We start from the raw sequence: 16,643 nt of genomic DNA on the forward strand, positions 1-16,643 counted from the left end.
CTTATTTACTACGTTTTAATCCTTTAGAAGAAATATATTCTACACTAAAGTTGATAATCAATGTAATGAAGAACAGTACGACACCCAACAAGAACAATGCCTGATAGTGCGGACCACCTGCAGGAGCCTCTCCCAGTTCGGCGGCAATCGTAGCCGGAATGGTACGTAAAGGCTCAAGAATGGTTGTCGGAATCACAGCCGCATTACCGGTCACCATCAATACCGCCATCGTCTCTCCGATAGCACGTCCGATGCCAAGTACCACGCCGGATGTAATACCCGAAATAGAATAAGGAATTACTACCTTATATATAGTCTGCCATTGAGAAGCCCCCAACGCCAGACTCGCTTCCCGCATTGCACGCGGACAGTTACGCATCGCATCTTCCGTCACCGTTATGATGGTAGGCAATGCCATAATGGCCAGTACGATACTCCCTGCCAGGCCGCTCTCTCCCACCGGAAGATTAAACAACTTCTGAATCAACGGAACGATGACAATCAACCCGAAAAAGCCATAGACCACGGAAGGAATACCGCTCAACAGTTCGATAATCGGTTTCAGCCAGTTCCGCACTTTCGGGTTTGCCACTTCAGACATATAGATAGAAACCGAAAGCCCGAACGGCAAAGCAAAAAGAATGGCGAACAGACTCACCCACAACGTACCGGTAATCAACGGCAGGAAGCCGAATTGAGCTGCCGGAGTGGCCGTAGGAAACCATTCGGCACCCGCAAATACATCTTTCACGGAAATGGTGTTATCCTCTATGAAATGCACCGCGTCCGGATGAACAATAAACTTCTGCGGAACAAAAGCTACGATACCCGGTGTTTTCTCTACCAGTTCCGTAATCTTGTCGCCTGCATATTCATAAGCAGGTCCCAGCTCCTCTTCCGTATAATACTGCGTTATATCCTCCAAACGAAAAACCCGGATAGGGAGATCTTCCCCACCGAGTTCCTTCCAGTTTGTGATCTCCTCATCAAAAACATTTTTTATCTGTGCAGGGCTCAACACACTAACTTTGTTGCTCTTATTCAGCGCCAACACATATCCCTCTTCAATCACCTTACTCTTGAACAGCCCGAAAGCTTCCGAGAAAAGGAAGAGTACAATCAGCAGAATAGTAATACTTGTCACGAAACCGCTACAAGTCAACATTCCTTCTATAATCCTTTCAAATACCTTTTTCATACCTACTATGATTTCTGATGCAAAGAAAGCGTCTCTTTATTAAGGAGGTGTGACTAACGTTTGAAGGAAATGTTTCAATCATGTTACGTTTGTGTTACAAGTATCATTTCCATTCCGGATGAAATGGAAATGTAATATCCGATTGCTTAATTTGCAAAGTCAATAAAAAGAAGAAATATGAAAGTGAGAAGAAACTTATTAATCGCCCTTTCCTTACTCTCGCTCGGTGCCAACGCACAACGTATAAAAGGTAGCGACACGGTACTGCCTGTCGCACAACAGACAGCAGAGCGGTTTATGAACCAGCATCCGGATGCCCGTGTCACTGTAACCGGTGGCGGAACCGGTGTGGGTATCTCCGCTTTAATGGATAATACAACGGACATTGCAATGGCTTCCCGCCCGATCAAGTTCAGCGAGAAGATGAAAATTAAAGCGGCAGGAGAAGAAGTAAACGAAGTGATTGTTGCCTACGACGCCCTCGCCGTGGTGGTGCATCCCTCTAATCCGGTGAAACAGCTGACCCGCCAACAACTGGAGGATATTTTCCGGGGGAAGATAACCAACTGGAAACAGGTAGGCGGAGACAACCGAAAAATAGTAGTCTACTCGCGTGAAACATCGTCCGGTACTTACGAATTTTTCAAAGAGAGCGTACTGAAAAATAAAAACTACATGGCAAGCAGCCTTTCCATGCCGGCAACAGGTGCTATTATCCAGTCTGTCAGCCAGACCAAAGGAGCTATCGGATATGTAGGACTGGCCTACGTGTCTCCCCGTGTCAAAACGCTTTCCGTGTCTTATGACGGAAGCCACTACGCCACCCCTACGGTAGAGAATGCCACCAACAAAACCTACCCTATCGTCCGGCCGCTTTACTACTATTACAATGTAAAAAATAAGGAACAAGTTAGCCCCCTGATTCAGTTTATTCTTTCATCCGACGGACAGGACATTATAAAAAAGAGCGGTTATATTCCGGTTAAATAAAAAAAATGTCCTACTTTTGTAGCCTAAATACAGATAACATTAACCGTTATGACAGATATTAAAAACGAAGAAGCAGGCGAAAAGAAAAGCTTGAACTTTATTGAACAGGCAGTAGAGAAAGACTTGAAAGAAGGTAAAAATGGTGGAAAAGTGCAGACGCGTTTCCCGCCCGAGCCCAACGGCTATCTTCACATCGGCCATGCCAAAGCTATTTGCCTTGATTTCGGCATCGCAGAAAAACACGGCGGTGTATGTAACCTTCGTTTCGACGACACAAACCCTACCAAGGAAGATGTGGAATATGTAGAAGCTATCAAAGAAGATATCCAATGGCTAGGCTACCAGTGGGGAAATGAATATTATGCTTCCGACTATTTCCAGCAATTATGGGATTTCGCTATCCGCCTGATCCAGGAGGGAAAAGCATATATCGACGAACAGAGTTCCGAACTGATTGCACAGCAGAAAGGTACTCCTACCCAAGCAGGTGTGGAGAGTCCTTACCGGAACCGTCCTATCGAAGAGAGCCTCGAACTTTTTAAGAAAATGAATAGCGGCGAGATCGAAGAAGGCGCTATGGTGCTCCGTGCCAAGATTGACATGGCTAATCCGAATATGCACTTCCGCGATCCGATTATTTACCGTGTAGTGAAACACCCGCACCACCGTACGGGTACTACCTGGAAAGCTTATCCGATGTATGACTTCGCCCACGGACAGAGTGACTTCTTCGAAGGAGTGACTCATTCTCTGTGTACACTTGAATTTGTGGTACACCGTCCGCTTTACGACCTCTTCATCGATTGGTTGAAAGAAGGAAAAGACCTGAACGACAACCGTCCCCGTCAGACTGAATTCAACAAACTGAATCTAAGTTACACCCTGATGAGCAAACGTAACCTGCTCACACTGGTGAAAGAAGGATTGGTAAACGGATGGGACGACCCTCGTATGCCGACTATCTGCGGTTTCCGCCGTCGCGGTTATTCACCGGAGTCCATTCATAAGTTTATTGATAAAATCGGATATACCACTTACGATGCCCTGAACGACATCGCCCTGTTGGAAAGCTCTGTCCGGGATGATTTGAACAGCCGTGCTACCCGTATATCTGCAGTAATCAACCCGGTTAAACTGATTATCACCAACTATCCGGAAGGACAGGTTGAAGAACTGGAAGCAATCAACAATCCGGAAGATCCGGAAGCAGGAAGTCACCTGATCGAGTTTAGCCGCGAATTGTGGATGGAGCGCGAAGACTTCATGGAAGACGCTCCCAAGAAATATTTCCGCATGACACCGGGACAAGAAGTACGTCTCAAAAATGCTTATATCGTGAAATGTACCGGTTGCAAGAAAGACGAAAACGGTGTAATCACAGAAGTATATTGCGAATATGACGCAAATACCCGCAGTGGCATGCCGGATGCGAACCGCAAGGTGAAAGGTACGCTCCACTGGGTAAGCTGCAACCACTGCCTGCAAGCAGAAGTACGTTTGTACGACCGTCTGTGGAAAGTGGAAAATCCACGTGACGAACTGGCCGCCATCCGCGAAGCAAAAAAATGCGAAGCACTGGAAGCCATGAAAGAAATCATTAATCCGGATTCATTGAAAGTTCTGCCCAACTGCTACATAGAGAAGTTCGCAGCTACCCTGCCTCCACTCTCCTATCTGCAGTTCCAACGGATCGGTTACTTTAATATCGACAAAGAATCAACCCCGGATAAACTAATCTTCAACCGTACAGTAGGGTTGAAAGACACATGGGGTAAGATTAATAAATAACTAAGCTTTCAAGCTTAACTTTACAATGGGGCTGTGTCAAAAGGATCATTATCTGAACTTTTGCAACAGCCCCATCTTAGCAATTAAAAATCTAAAAGTAAAATGGGTAGAAAAAATTCGCCATCAGCAAAAAAGGAACTAGTCACACTAATCACAAACTACGAAGAAGCAAAAGCAGAAAACCGACAACTTTATCTGGATGCTGACCAATTGGCCGACATCGCCGACTGGTATGCCTCCGAGCGAAAATTTGAAGAAGCACAAGAAGTAATCACTTATGGACTTAAAATACATCCGGGAAACACAGATTTGCTTATAGAACAAGCATATCTTTACCTGGATACCCAAAAGCTGCAAAAAGCAAAAAAAGTAGCGGATTCGATTACCGAAGAATTTGATTCCGAAGTGAAACTGCTGAAAGCCGAACTATTGCTGAATGGAGGAAAACTGGAGGAAGCTCAATGGCTGTTAAGCACAATAGCGGATGCCGACGAGCTGGAAACAATCATTGATGTTGTATTTCTATATCTGGACATGGGATACCCGGACGCAGCCAAAGAATGGCTCGACAGAGGTAAATCCCGTTATGCCGAAGATGAAGAATACATGGCTCTCACAGCCGATTATCTGGCATCGACCCATCAGGTAGAATCAGCCATCACCTATTACAATAAACTCATTGACAAATCTCCGTTCAATCCGTCCTACTGGATGGGACTGGTGAAATGTTACTTTGTCCAGGAACAAATAGACAAAGCCATCGAAGCCTGTGATTTTGCATTGGCAGCCGACGATCAGTACGGGGAAGCTTATGCCTACAAGGCACATTGTTTCTTCTATCTGAACAATTCGGATGATGCCATCGAGAATTACCAAAAGGCGATTGAGCTCAAAGCCATTCCCCCCGAACTGGGTTATATGTTTATGGGAATATCCTACGGTAATAAAGAAGAATGGCAAAAAGCTGATGACTATTACGACAAAGTGATCGAACGTTTTGAAGAAGACGGAGACAAGCAGTCTATTTTATTGATAGACACCTATACCAGCAAAGCATTCGCCCTGTCTCACCTGGAAAGGTATGAAGAGGCCCACGAACTATGCGAGAAAGCCAAAGAGATAAACCCGAACGAGGGATTAATCTATCTGACAGAAGGGAAACTATACCTGGCAGAGGAACTGGAAGACGAAGCTGCCATCTCTTTCGAAAAAGCGATAGAGATCAACCCGAACATAGAAATGTGGTATATGATTGCCTCTGCTTATTCGGAAAGTGACTATCTGATCGAAGCGAAAGAATACTTTGAAAAAGTGTACCAGATAAATCCGAAATACGAAGATGTGACAGAGAAATTGAGTGTTCTTTGCCTCATGCACGGTGAAATCGACAACTTCTTTAAATATAATAAGGAATGTGAGCACCCACTGGAAGAAGACATGATCCTGGATCTGTTGAACAGTCCCGAACACAGAGAAGAAGACGAAAGAACTCTCAAAGAAGTGTGGGAACGCATGAAAAAAGAGAATAAGAAAAAAACAAAAGGAAAAAAATAAATCAATTTATAAATTCTATCCTCAAAAAACATGGAATCAGTAGCAGAACTTCTTAAATGGGTATTAGAAAACTTGAACTATTGGGTAGTCACTATTTTTATGGCTATCGAAAGCTCTTTTATTCCCTTCCCCTCGGAAGCCGTAGTACCCCCTGCCGCATGGAAAGCTATGGCAGACGACAGTATGAATATCTTTCTTGTTGTCCTATTTGCAACCATAGGAGCAGATATCGGTGCATTAGTAAATTATTACCTCGCCCGCTGGCTGGGTCGCCCTATTATTTATAAATTTGCCAACAGCCGCTTAGGACACATGTGCCTTATTGATGAAGAAAAAATACATCATGCAGAAGAATATTTCAGAAAACACGGTGTAGCTTCCACTTTCTTTGGCCGCCTCATTCCGGCTGTACGTCAGCTTATCAGTATTCCTGCAGGATTAGCCGGCATGAAAATAGGTCCTTTCCTGCTTTATACAACTCTCGGCGCTGCTATATGGAACAGTATATTAGCTTTGCTCGGATACCTGATTTACCGTTTCACAGACCTCAAAACGACTAACGATGTCTATGTAATGGCCACCGAATACAGTCACGAAATCGGCTATGTCATTATAGCAGTGGTGGTAATTGTAATCGGTTTTCTGGCTTATAAAGGACTGAAAAAGAAAAAATAAGTATCAGGTATTAGGTATCAAGTATTAAGTATTACCATGGCTGTTTGATTAATTGTGTAAACAACAATTAGAGCAAAATAGCCAGCTACGGTTAATACTTAATACTTGATACTTAGAAATTAAACTGAACTCCTACTCCCAATATCTCTTTAAATTGCACACGAGCACCTTTTGTACCATCCTTTTGCACGATTTTCACATCATCGTCATACATCAGGTTAGTAGTAAGTGTGGTTGAGAACCATTTATTGATAATCATATTTATTTGTACTTCCCAGTTCACGTCTATATTCAGCGGCTTATGCAGATAATCGGAATATAGATCCAAACGTGAATATACCGTCATATTCTTCAAGAATTCATATTTGGCTTCTCCTTTCAAGTTAGCACCGAAACTGGATAATAGATGTTTGCCCGGATCAACTCCATAAGCTCCTTCGTCAGAGAGACGGTCATTGAGCACAAATGTTCCGCGCCACGCAGCAGGAGACAATACAACGGTAAATATCTTACCCGGATCATACGTAAAGCCCAAACCGGTAGTCAAATAGGCAGGAGCCATAAATTCGGAGATAGCAATGTCTTTATTGACGGAGTAGTCATATCCCGGAGAAAACTGTGTCTGGAAAGTAGCGAACGCACTGGCATACCAGTTTTTGGCAATAGAATAGCCATAATTCGTATTCAAATAGATCTTATCATTTGCTTTCCTGGTTCCATCATCACCAGTCTTATTTAATCCATAAGCCAGTTCAATACGATTATTCCACAGATGTTTTCCTTTCTTATAATTAATCTGATAAGTACCCTGCAAGTCAAAGGCAACGGAGTTATCACCTCCGGCAGCCCAATTAGTGAGGCTCACTTGCGTTAGTTTCAGTCCGGCAAATCCTTCTTTTGTCCAGGGAGAAGTTTGTGTGCTATCGGCAGTTTGGGCCGACAAGGTTCCAGCGCCCATACATAACAGGGCGATGAATAGAGTTTTCATTTTGTTCATGATAGTTGAGGTTTAGTGTAGAAAAAAACACAACCTAACAAGAACAGAGCCTTGGCAGTTTACCAAGCCTTTTTACCAGTTCCCATTAGGTCAAAAAGTTTAAATAAGTATTAAGTGTTAAGTATTAAGTATTAATCGTAGCCGCTGATTTGCCGCGGTTAATACTTAATACTTTATACTTTATTATTGTATCGCAGCTAAAGCTTTGTCATAATCAGGCTCCTGGGTGATTTCAGGAACAAGTTCCGTATATGCAATTTTGCCATCTTTGCCAATCACAACTACCGCACGAGCCAAAAGTCCTGCTAACGGACCATCTGCCATACGCACTCCATAACTTTCGTCGAAATCAGAGAAGCGGAAATCAGACAATGGAATTACATTTTCAATACCTTCTGTCGTACAGAAACGGCCGTGTGCAAAAGGAAGATCCTTAGAAATAGCCAATACTACCGTATCTTTCAATCCGGCAGCCATTTTATTAAACTTACGTACAGAAGTTGCACATACGCTGGTATCCAGACTAGGGAAAATATTTAAAATCACATTTTTACCATTTAAATCTTTCAGAGAGAAAGAAGATAAATCTGTTTTTACCAGCTCGAAGTCAGGAGCTACCTTACCTACTTGTATAAATTCACCGATCAGTTTCACCGGTTGTCCTTTGAAATTTGTTGTTGCCATAATGCATGTATATTTAAAATTTACTTTATATAGGAAACAACTATTCCCCCAAATATGTTCACGGAAAACCTTTTCTAAATTCAATTTGTTATTCCTCAACGAAATCACTCTAGTGTTCAATTTAAAATATAAAATGTATGGAAACTGTATTCAATGAGATTCAACATTCAGTAAAAAATTGGTGGACTTCTCTTCTTTTGGGAATCGTGTATATCATTGTAGCCCTTTGGCTCATGTTCTCACCCGTAAGCACCTATGTAGCACTAAGTATCATTTTCAGTGTATCGATGCTGATAAGCGGTATTCTGGAAATCATCTTCGCTCTTAGCAACCGGAAAGGCGTCCCGAGCTGGGGATGGTATATCGTAGGAGGACTGATCGACCTCGTTCTGGGTATTTACCTGATTGCCTATCCGATGGTCAGCATGGAAGTTATCCCTTTCATCATAGCCTTCTGGCTTATGTTCCGAGGGTTCTCCTCCACCGGCTATTCCATCGACCTGAAACGTTACGGAACCCGCGACTGGGGCTGGTACATGGCTTTCGGTATTCTTGCCATCCTGTGCTCTCTTTTAATATTATGGCAACCCGCCATAGGAGCGCTCTACGCAGTGTATATGATTTCTTTTGCTTTCCTCATCATCGGACTTTTCCGTGTCATGCTTTCATTTGAACTAAAGAATCTGCATAAAAGAAAATAAAAAGCTTTCGGCACTTACTTTGGGATTTTGTTTATCTTTGTAGGCAATTTACATAAATCAATTAATTAAAAAGGAAGAAAATTATGGCAATGCATACATGGTTTGAGTGCAAGATCCGTTATGAAAAAGTAATGGAAAACGGAATGCAGAAGAAAGTAACTGAACCTTATCTTGTTGACGCACTCAGTTTTACAGAAGCAGAAGCACGGATTATTGAAGAAATGACTCCGTTTATCTCCGGAGAATTTACCGTTTCGGATATTAAACGTGCCAACTATAGCGAACTTTTCCCCAGCGACGAAGAAAGTGCCGACCGCTGGTTCAAATGCAAACTTATTTTCATCACTCTGGATGAAAAAAGCGGTGCTGAAAAAAAGACTTCCACTCAAGTATTGGTACAAGCTGCCGACTTGCGCGACGCAGTCAAGAAACTAGATGAAGGAATGAAAGGAACCATGGCAGATTATCAGATCGGTATGGTATCCGAGACTCCGCTCATGGATGTATATCCTTACAGCGCCGAACCGAATGACAAACCGGAGTTTGATCCGTCAAAAGCATAAGTAACAATGAGTATTGCTGACAATTTAAAGCAAGTACTGGCCGAACTCCCGCAAGGAGTCCGGCTGGTTGCTGTCTCAAAATTCCATCCCAATGAAGCGATAGAAGAAGCATATCAGGCGGGACAGCGTATTTTTGGAGAAAGCAAAGTGCAGGAAATGACAGCTAAATACGAAAGTTTGCCCAAAGACATTGAATGGCATTTCATCGGACACCTGCAGACGAACAAAATCAAATACATGATACCATACGTAGCGATGATTCATGGAATTGATAGTTATAAACTGCTGGTCGAAGTCAACAAACAAGCTGTCAAAGCGGGACGTACTGTGAACTGCCTGTTGCAGATTCACGTTGCGCAGGAAGAAACCAAATTTGGTTTCAGTCCCGAAGAATGTAAGGAGATGTTGAATGCCGGAGAATGGAAAGAGCTGACTCATGTACGCATCTGCGGATTAATGGGGATGGCCAGCAACACCGATTGTATTGAACAAATCAACCGGGAATTTTGTTTACTAAATAGGCTCTTTAACGAGATAAAAACAACTTGGTTCATCCACTCCGATACTTTCTGTGAGCTGTCGATGGGAATGTCACATGACTACCACGAAGCCATTGCCGCAGGAAGTACGCTGGTACGAGTAGGAAGCAAGATTTTCGGAGAACGAATTTATTAATCAGGAGTAAAAAACATTCATTATGACCGATTTAAAAACTACTTTCGCAGGGCTTTCCCTTAGAAACCCTATCATCATTAGTAGCTCGGGGCTGACCAACAGTGCCGGCAAAAACAAAAAATTGGCCGAAGATGGTGCCGGTGCAATTGTTCTGAAATCACTGTTTGAGGAACAGATCATGCTGGAAGCAGACCAACTGAAAGATCCGGCTTTCTATCCGGAAGCCAGTGACTATCTGGAAGAATATATCCGTGAGCACAAGCTATCCGAATACCTGACTTTAATAAAAGAAAGCAAGAAGGTATGCCCCATTCCTATCATTGCCAGTATCAACTGCTACACTGATTCCGAATGGATTGACTTTGCAAAGATGATTGAAGAAGCTGGTGCCGACGCATTGGAAATCAATATCCTTGCCCTGCAATCGGAAGTGCAATATACATACGGTTCATTCGAACAACGCCACATCGATATTCTCCGCCACATCAAAAAAACAGTCAAGATACCTGTAATCATGAAACTGGGTGATAACCTGACAAATCCTGTGGCATTAATCGATCAGTTGTATGCCAACGGTGCAGCAGCAGTTGTTCTCTTCAACCGTTTCTATCAGCCGGACATCAACATCGAAAAGATGGAGCATATTTCAGGAGAAGTATTCAGTAATGCTTCCGACCTCGCCACTCCGCTCCGTTGGATCGGAATTGCGTCTGCAGTAGTAGACAAGATCGACTATGCAGCTTCCGGTGGTGTTGCCAACGCAGAATCAGTAGTGAAAGCTATCCTTGCCGGTGCTTCGGCTGTAGAAGTTTGTAGCGCAGTCTATCTGAATACAAATGCATTCATCGGAGAAGCCAACCGCTTCCTCTCCGCATGGATGGAACGCAAAGGATTCAAGAATATAGCTCAATTCAAAGGCAAACTGAATATTAAGGATGTTCAGGGTGTTAATACATTCGAACGTACACAGTTCCTGAAATATTTCGGAAAGAAAGAATAAGGAAAAAGCATACTCAATCAATAAAGAAACGGTGAACAAATTGTGCTATTTGCAACAAGATGTTCACCGTTTACTTTTTTAATCACTTATTAATTTATCTCGCTTAGCAGAGAAATCTGTTATAACAGGTTGCTTGCCAGTTCACTCAATTCACTTCGTTCACCTTTCAGCAAATTGACGTGTGCAAAGATATTCTGGTCTTTCATACGATCAATCATATATACCAGGCCATTGGACTGACTATCCAGATAAGGTTGGTCAATCTGCTGAATATCTCCCGTAAATACCATCTTCGTGCCTTCGCCTGCACGGGTGATGATTGTCTTTATTTCATTCGGGGTCAGATTCTGCGCTTCGTCAATGATGCAATACATTTCGCTCAAACTACGACCACGGATAAATGCCAGAGCTTCAATCACCAGCTGCTCGCTTTTCTGCATATCTTCTATGCGCTTCACTTCGGTAGAGTTTGTAGCAAACTGACGTTTTATGACGTTCAGGTTATCAAACAACGGCTGCATATAAGGAGCTACTTTTTCCTGTGCGTCTCCCGGAAGGAAACCGATATCCTTATTGGAAAGCGCCACAACGGGACGTGCCAGCAAAATCTGTTTGTAATCCGTCAGCTTGCCCAAAGCAGCAGCCAAAGCCAGCAAAGTCTTACCTGTTCCTGCTTTTCCTGTCAGAGCCACCAGTTTGATGTTCGGGTCATTCAGAATCTCAAAAGCAAAACTCTGTTCCGCATTCCGTGGTTCGATTCCATAATTCTTACCCTTCATCACACGGATAATAGAATGGGTAAAAGGATTGTAGCGTGCCAATACACTATTCCGGTCACTCTTCAATACAAAACATTCATTGGGATGAATCAAATCCTTAAAGTCGAATTCACTCAAGTCAATTCCTTCTTTTGAAGAATAAATACGGTCGATCAATGCCGGATCTACATTTTCAAAAATCTCATTAGATTTCTCGAACACATCTACATTTACCACCTTATCCGTAATATAATCCTCGCAAAGCAATCCGATAGAACGGGCTTTCATGCGCAGATTCACATCTTTGGTCACTAAGATAGATTTCATTTTCGGATACTTGTCTGTCAGGTATTCGGTTGCCGCCAAAATCAAATGATCGGGTTTCTTTATAGGAAACGATTCCCACACTTTGGTAGCCGGCACATTGCTCGTCACCACAAACAGACGTCCCAATCCTTCGCCAAGCTTCACTCCGTCGGAGAAAAGCTCGTCGCTTGTCAGCACATCCAATTCGCGCACGAACTCACGAGCATTGAAATTTATCTGCTCGTTTCCTTTTTTGAACTTATCCAGTTCTTCGAGTACAACAAGAGGGAGGTAAATATCATTTTCCTGAAAATTCTTCAAGCAATTGTAGTCGTGAAGAATAACATTTGTGTCTAACACAAAATTTTTCTTAGTTCCCATGATTTCTTAGATTTAAATGTTGATATTTGCAATCTCATTCGCCAATCCCCCATTTATAGTCAGATTGACGGTTCTAAAGATAAACAAATTAGTGGGCAATAAAGATTGCCCGACGTTAAATATTATAAAACATGGACTATCAGAACACTTTAAAGTACTTATATGAGAGTGCGCCAATGTTTCAACAAATAGGAGGCAAAGCATATAAGCCAGGTTTAGAGACCACACACAAATTGGACGAACATTTTGGGCATCCTCATCAACAATTCAAGACGATACATATCGCCGGAACCAATGGAAAAGGATCCTGTTCACATACCATCGCAGCCGTATTGCAGTGCGCCGGTTACCGGGTAGGACTATTCACCTCCCCTCATTTAATCGACTTCCGCGAACGTATCCGTATCAACGGTGAGATGATACCGGAAGAGTATGTAGTCAATTTCGTAGAAGAGCATCGCTCTTTCTTCGAGCCGCTGCACCCTTCATTCTTCGAACTGACCACCGCTATGGCATTCCGTTATTTTGCCGACCAAAAAGTAGATGTAGCAGTTATCGAAGTAGGCATGGGCGGAAGATTGGACTGTACGAATATCATCCATCCGGATTTGTGCGTTATCACCAACATAGGCCTCGACCACACCCAATATCTGGGTGACACGCTGACGAAGATTGCCAAAGAGAAAGCCGGAATTATCAAAGAAGGAGTTCCGGTCGTTATCGGCAGAGCCCAAGGGGCAGTGAAACGTGTATTTACCATGAAAGCTAAAGAAAAGAATGCGCCCATCGAATATGCCCGTGAAAATGCCCGGTACTGGGACATGGAAATAGTTCCTTATTCGAAATTGCAAGAAATAAGACCGATGATGGACAACACAATTCAGAGCATGCACGAAATGATCGAAGCAATGGACGAACAATCAGAAGAAGAGGCAAACCAGATGCGGCAAGCATTACTCATGTTAGACCTGTCAGACAGTCTACGTACGCTAGACCAGATACTCGACAAAAGAAAAGATGCTATCAAAATCCACAATGAGATGTTTCCTTTCGGACTTTTCACAGAGTTGAGCGGAGCTTACCAATTCGAAAATATGTCCACCATCCTAAAAGCCCTTGCGACACTGACCCGTCTGAACTACAACATCAGATCCCAAGACTATCGCGCAGGTCTTGCAAACGTATGTCAGCTCACCGGTCTGATGGGACGTTGGCAGAAAGTACACAGCTATCCGGATATTATCTGTGACACGGGACATAATGTTGATGGAATCGAATATATCCATGTACAGCTCAATGCCATTCACAAAACCTTCGGTCAGGAGATCCATTTTGTATTCGGCATGGTCAATGACAAAGACATCCGAGGGGTTCTGCGAGCATTGCCGAAATATGCCACCTATTATTTTACCAAAGCAAGCGTTAAACGCGCGCTTCCGGAAAATGAACTACTGGCATTGGCAGAAGAAGCCGGATTGAAAGGTACCACCTACCCCACTGTTGTAGAAGCTGTACAGGCGGCAAAAAAGAACTGCCCCCCAAAAGATCTGATCTTTGTAGGAGGCAGCAGTTTCATTGTCGCAGATTTGTTAGCGAACCGCGATACACTCAATCTCTACTAACGCATCCTTTGGCAGAGCTTTTACGGCAACCGCCGAACGTGCCGGAAAGGCTCCGTCAAAATACGTGGCATACACACCGTTCATCCCCGCAAACAAGGACATATCCTGAAGAAATACAGTGGTTTTGACAATGTTTCCCATTGTCAATCCTGCTTCTTCAAGAATGTGTTTGATATTCTCCAACGACTGGCGTGCCTGCCCTTCTATGCCTTCCGCCATCTGTCCCGTAGCGGCATCAATAGGCAACTGACCGGACACAAATACCATACCATTGGCTTCTATCGCCTGACTATAAGGGCCGATAGCCCCCGGAGCTTTCTCACTGCAAATTACTTTTTTCATATATATTTCTTTTTTCTGTTTACCGAATTTCAAAGATAAAAATAAATTTCGAGTAAGATTGACAAATCTGTTTCTTTTTATTATCTTAGCAGCTGATGAGCAAGCATAATTACGACATATTCATAAGTTACCGTAAAAGAAGTTCGGGCGACAAGCCTGAAATGCTACAACTGATGCTGGAAGAATCCGGATTCCGCAAAAGGGTGAGCTTTGATAAAGACAATTTAAACGGTCGGTTTGATGTTGAGTTGATTCGTCGCATTGATGAGTGCAAAGACTTTATTATGTTTATGGTGCCGGAGACGTTTACAACGATCCGCCCGCTCAATGAAGAAGCGGTCGAGACAGTCGAAAAAGCAACATGGGACATGGAAGAAGTGGCTTTTTACGAACGGATGGCGTCCTTGACCTATGAAGAGTTTGAAACAGAAATTAAGCAGATCAGCCGTACCGGAGAAATCGATTTTGTCCGGATAGAATTAGGCCGTGCGTTACACCGCCGGAATAGAACCCCCAAACAGATAAATATCATTCCGATTGCTCCGCAGGAAAGTGAAAGCTATGATTTTGCCACCCTGCAACTACCACCGGACATTAGCGGATTAAAAGACTTTCAAGCTGTATTTTACAGTAACTCACGAGTAGCCCGATTCAAAGATATAAAGGGTGACCTCCTGAAACAAATGTTGTCAAAACCTTCTTATGTATCTGCTAAATGGCTTGTGATGACTTTCATTGCTCTATTATTAATAGTAGCAGGAAGCAAAACTTATACTTCCATCCAAAGAACGGCAGAACAAAAATTGGAATTCAAGGATTGTCGCACTTATGACGATTACAGTAGTTTCATAAAGAAACACCCGGACAGTTCTTTGAAATCTACGTGCGACTCCATCCTGCATGAATTCAATGCACTCCGGAATGACGGACGCGCCTCCGTAAACAACACCGGAAACAGGGATATAAAAGACAGAGAGAAAGAATGGGTAGACGTAAAATGGAATCCCACAATCACACTGCCCCAGCTCCGCTCCCTGGTGGACATGATGAATAATATGCTGCTGATTCCGGCCAAAAACAAAGAATTCATCATGGGGAAAACTATGGGAAAAGGATATGACTCACCGCAGCACACTGTTGTATTAAGTTCCGATTATTATATGTGTAAATACGAAGTAACACGTTCGTTGTGGTATGCCATTATGAATGACTCCATTGTTACGGAAGAAGGCATGCTGCCTATGACACATATAACGTGGAATGATGCAGAGACCTTCACCAAGAAACTGAACAAGCTCACCGGTTTATCTTTTTCCCTCCCTACAGAGGCGCAATGGGAATATGCAGCCGCCGGAGGCGAAAGCTATCCTTATGCCGGTTCAGACAACATTCGTGATGTAGCCTACTATGCCTCCAATGCCAATGAACGCCTGCATCCCGTTGGCGAGAAACGCGAAAACGGATTCGATTTATACGACATGTCAGGCAACGCCGCCGAATGGTGTACAGACTGGATGAGCCGGTATGAAAATACACGGGTCACAGATCCCCAAGGTCCGGCAGAGAATCCCGGACACCATAAAAAGATAGTGAGAGGAGGCAGCTACCTGGCCAACGAACGTGATATGGACATTCGCCATCGTAGCGTACAGACTTACGATACATCAGAACCACATATCGGATTTCGTGTGGTACTTAATCCTATTCAATAACACTATGAATGCAAAATAAAAATGAGCAGGAAAACTATTTTCAGAGTATTCATCCTCCTGTTTTTTTTCATCGGAGGGCAAATGAGTGTCAATGCACAGACAACGACACCCTTTGAAACGGTGTTCGACGCCTGTAAGAAAGCATGTGAAGCATTGGACGGCGGCTTTGCCAGTGGCGAACAACTGCTGGCAGTAAGCAAAACGCTGCGTGATGCAGCCCCTATCCCATTAACCGTCAAACAAACCCAGGGCGATGTTTTGAGCCTGAAAGGACATCTGGTATTTGACTACGAATTCATTCAAGCCTGCGTTGATAATGAAACAATCTATGAAATTGCGGACAAGTATGCAGCAGAAGCGAGGATGAGAGGTGATAAGGACTCCGCCAACAAAGTAAGATTAGATACCAAAATGGTGGCTGCCGGTCAGACCTGTACTTTCGAGATTCCGAGCTGTTCGGGAACCTCGCAGATAGGCTGCGTGGCAGAGGTGAATCGCTCTTTCAGTTGGAAAATAAAGACAATCGGTTATCAATCGAAAAGTGAACGGGAATACAAATGTAATGACAGTGTCCGGAAAGGTCTTCCTTTCCGTAAAGAAAAGGTTAGCTCGGACGAACGGTATAAAATCATCGTCTCGATCACCAATAAAAGCAAGAGAGACGGGAGCTTTGCCTTGATCTTATTTTAATCCACTA

The 16,643-nt window shown here is 43.4% G+C and carries 16 protein-coding genes; 11 read left to right on the forward strand and 5 right to left on the reverse strand.

Features of this window, described 5'->3' with window-relative positions:
- Window position 1 precedes the first annotated feature (1 nt).
- Window positions 2–1,198 (reverse strand): phosphate ABC transporter permease subunit PstC, encoded by a 1,197-nt coding sequence (pstC, locus tag H8796_RS21080; protein WP_117934863.1) that lies wholly within the window; start codon window positions 1,196–1,198, stop codon window positions 2–4.
- 177 nt (window positions 1,199–1,375) lie between these two features.
- On the opposite strand from pstC, the gene H8796_RS21085 reads away from it, so the two are divergent.
- The 4 genes from H8796_RS21085 (at window position 1,376) to H8796_RS21100 (ending at window position 6,205) form a co-directional block, all read left to right on the forward strand.
- Window positions 1,376–2,188 (forward strand): PstS family phosphate ABC transporter substrate-binding protein, encoded by an 813-nt coding sequence (locus H8796_RS21085; RefSeq protein WP_004310267.1) that lies wholly within the window; start codon window positions 1,376–1,378, stop codon window positions 2,186–2,188.
- Between the two features lie 48 nt (window positions 2,189–2,236).
- Complete coding sequence (locus tag H8796_RS21090) at window positions 2,237–3,976, forward strand: glutamine--tRNA ligase/YqeY domain fusion protein (protein ID WP_004327222.1); 1,740 nt, start codon at window positions 2,237–2,239, stop codon at window positions 3,974–3,976.
- Between the two features lie 102 nt (window positions 3,977–4,078).
- Window positions 4,079–5,530: a lipopolysaccharide assembly protein LapB gene (locus H8796_RS21095; protein ID WP_117515045.1), complete on the forward strand. Its 1,452-nt coding sequence runs from the start codon at window positions 4,079–4,081 to the stop codon at window positions 5,528–5,530.
- A 30-nt stretch (window positions 5,531–5,560) separates the two neighbouring features.
- Complete coding sequence (locus tag H8796_RS21100) at window positions 5,561–6,205, forward strand: DedA family protein (RefSeq protein ID WP_117934865.1); 645 nt, start codon at window positions 5,561–5,563, stop codon at window positions 6,203–6,205.
- 112 nt (window positions 6,206–6,317) lie between these two features.
- On the opposite strand, the gene H8796_RS21105 is transcribed toward H8796_RS21100, so the two are convergent.
- Entirely contained in the window at window positions 6,318–7,202 is an 885-nt protein-coding gene (locus tag H8796_RS21105; RefSeq protein WP_074558996.1) for a DUF3078 domain-containing protein, read from the reverse strand.
- A gap of 183 nt (window positions 7,203–7,385) precedes the next feature.
- Window positions 7,386–7,886, reverse strand: a complete 501-nt coding sequence (gene tpx / locus H8796_RS21110) for a thiol peroxidase (protein ID WP_074559007.1) — start codon at window positions 7,884–7,886, stop codon at window positions 7,386–7,388.
- 137 nt (window positions 7,887–8,023) lie between these two features.
- Between tpx and H8796_RS21115 the strand changes: the two genes are divergently transcribed.
- The 4 genes from H8796_RS21115 to H8796_RS21130 all read left to right on the forward strand — a co-directional run bounded on the left by H8796_RS21115 (window position 8,024) and on the right by H8796_RS21130 (window position 10,825).
- Window positions 8,024–8,587 (forward strand): HdeD family acid-resistance protein, encoded by a 564-nt coding sequence (locus H8796_RS21115; protein ID WP_004296649.1) that lies wholly within the window; start codon window positions 8,024–8,026, stop codon window positions 8,585–8,587.
- 83 nt (window positions 8,588–8,670) lie between these two features.
- A complete protein-coding gene (locus H8796_RS21120) occupies window positions 8,671–9,150 on the forward strand; it encodes a DUF4494 domain-containing protein (protein ID WP_004296648.1) in 480 nt (159 codons plus the stop codon).
- A gap of 6 nt (window positions 9,151–9,156) precedes the next feature.
- Window positions 9,157–9,825, forward strand: a complete 669-nt coding sequence (locus H8796_RS21125; protein WP_117934866.1) for a YggS family pyridoxal phosphate-dependent enzyme — start codon at window positions 9,157–9,159, stop codon at window positions 9,823–9,825.
- 22 nt (window positions 9,826–9,847) lie between these two features.
- On the forward strand, window positions 9,848–10,825 hold the full coding sequence (locus H8796_RS21130; RefSeq protein ID WP_074558993.1) for a dihydroorotate dehydrogenase-like protein: 978 nt from the start codon (window positions 9,848–9,850) through the stop codon (window positions 10,823–10,825).
- A gap of 119 nt (window positions 10,826–10,944) precedes the next feature.
- Here H8796_RS21130 and H8796_RS21135 read toward each other — a convergent pair whose 3' ends face one another.
- Window positions 10,945–12,270, reverse strand: coding sequence for a PhoH family protein (locus H8796_RS21135; RefSeq protein ID WP_117934868.1), 1,326 nt, complete (start codon window positions 12,268–12,270; stop codon window positions 10,945–10,947).
- 131 nt (window positions 12,271–12,401) lie between these two features.
- On the opposite strand from H8796_RS21135, the gene H8796_RS21140 reads away from it, so the two are divergent.
- Window positions 12,402–13,892, forward strand: a complete 1,491-nt coding sequence (locus H8796_RS21140) for a folylpolyglutamate synthase/dihydrofolate synthase family protein (RefSeq protein WP_004327225.1) — start codon at window positions 12,402–12,404, stop codon at window positions 13,890–13,892.
- Here the strand turns inward: H8796_RS21140 and H8796_RS21145 are convergent.
- Window positions 13,860–14,234 (reverse strand): RidA family protein, encoded by a 375-nt coding sequence (locus tag H8796_RS21145; RefSeq protein WP_004327226.1) that lies wholly within the window; start codon window positions 14,232–14,234, stop codon window positions 13,860–13,862. The two genes, H8796_RS21140 and H8796_RS21145, sit on opposite strands and share 33 nt — an antisense overlap.
- Before the next feature lie 95 nt (window positions 14,235–14,329).
- Here H8796_RS21145 and H8796_RS21150 point away from each other — a divergent pair, with 95 nt between their 5' ends.
- Entirely contained in the window at window positions 14,330–15,946 is a 1,617-nt protein-coding gene (locus H8796_RS21150) for an SUMF1/EgtB/PvdO family nonheme iron enzyme (protein WP_117934870.1), read from the forward strand.
- Between the two features lie 21 nt (window positions 15,947–15,967).
- The gene (locus tag H8796_RS21155) at window positions 15,968–16,636 is read left to right on the forward strand and encodes a hypothetical protein (protein WP_117934872.1); all 669 of its coding nucleotides are present in this window, start codon (window positions 15,968–15,970) and stop codon (window positions 16,634–16,636) included.
- Window positions 16,637–16,643: the final 7 nt, after the last annotated feature.

Origin of the sequence: Bacteroides sp. M10 (assembly GCF_014334015.1) — a bacterium.
GTDB lineage: Bacteria > Bacteroidota > Bacteroidia > Bacteroidales > Bacteroidaceae > Bacteroides > Bacteroides intestinigallinarum.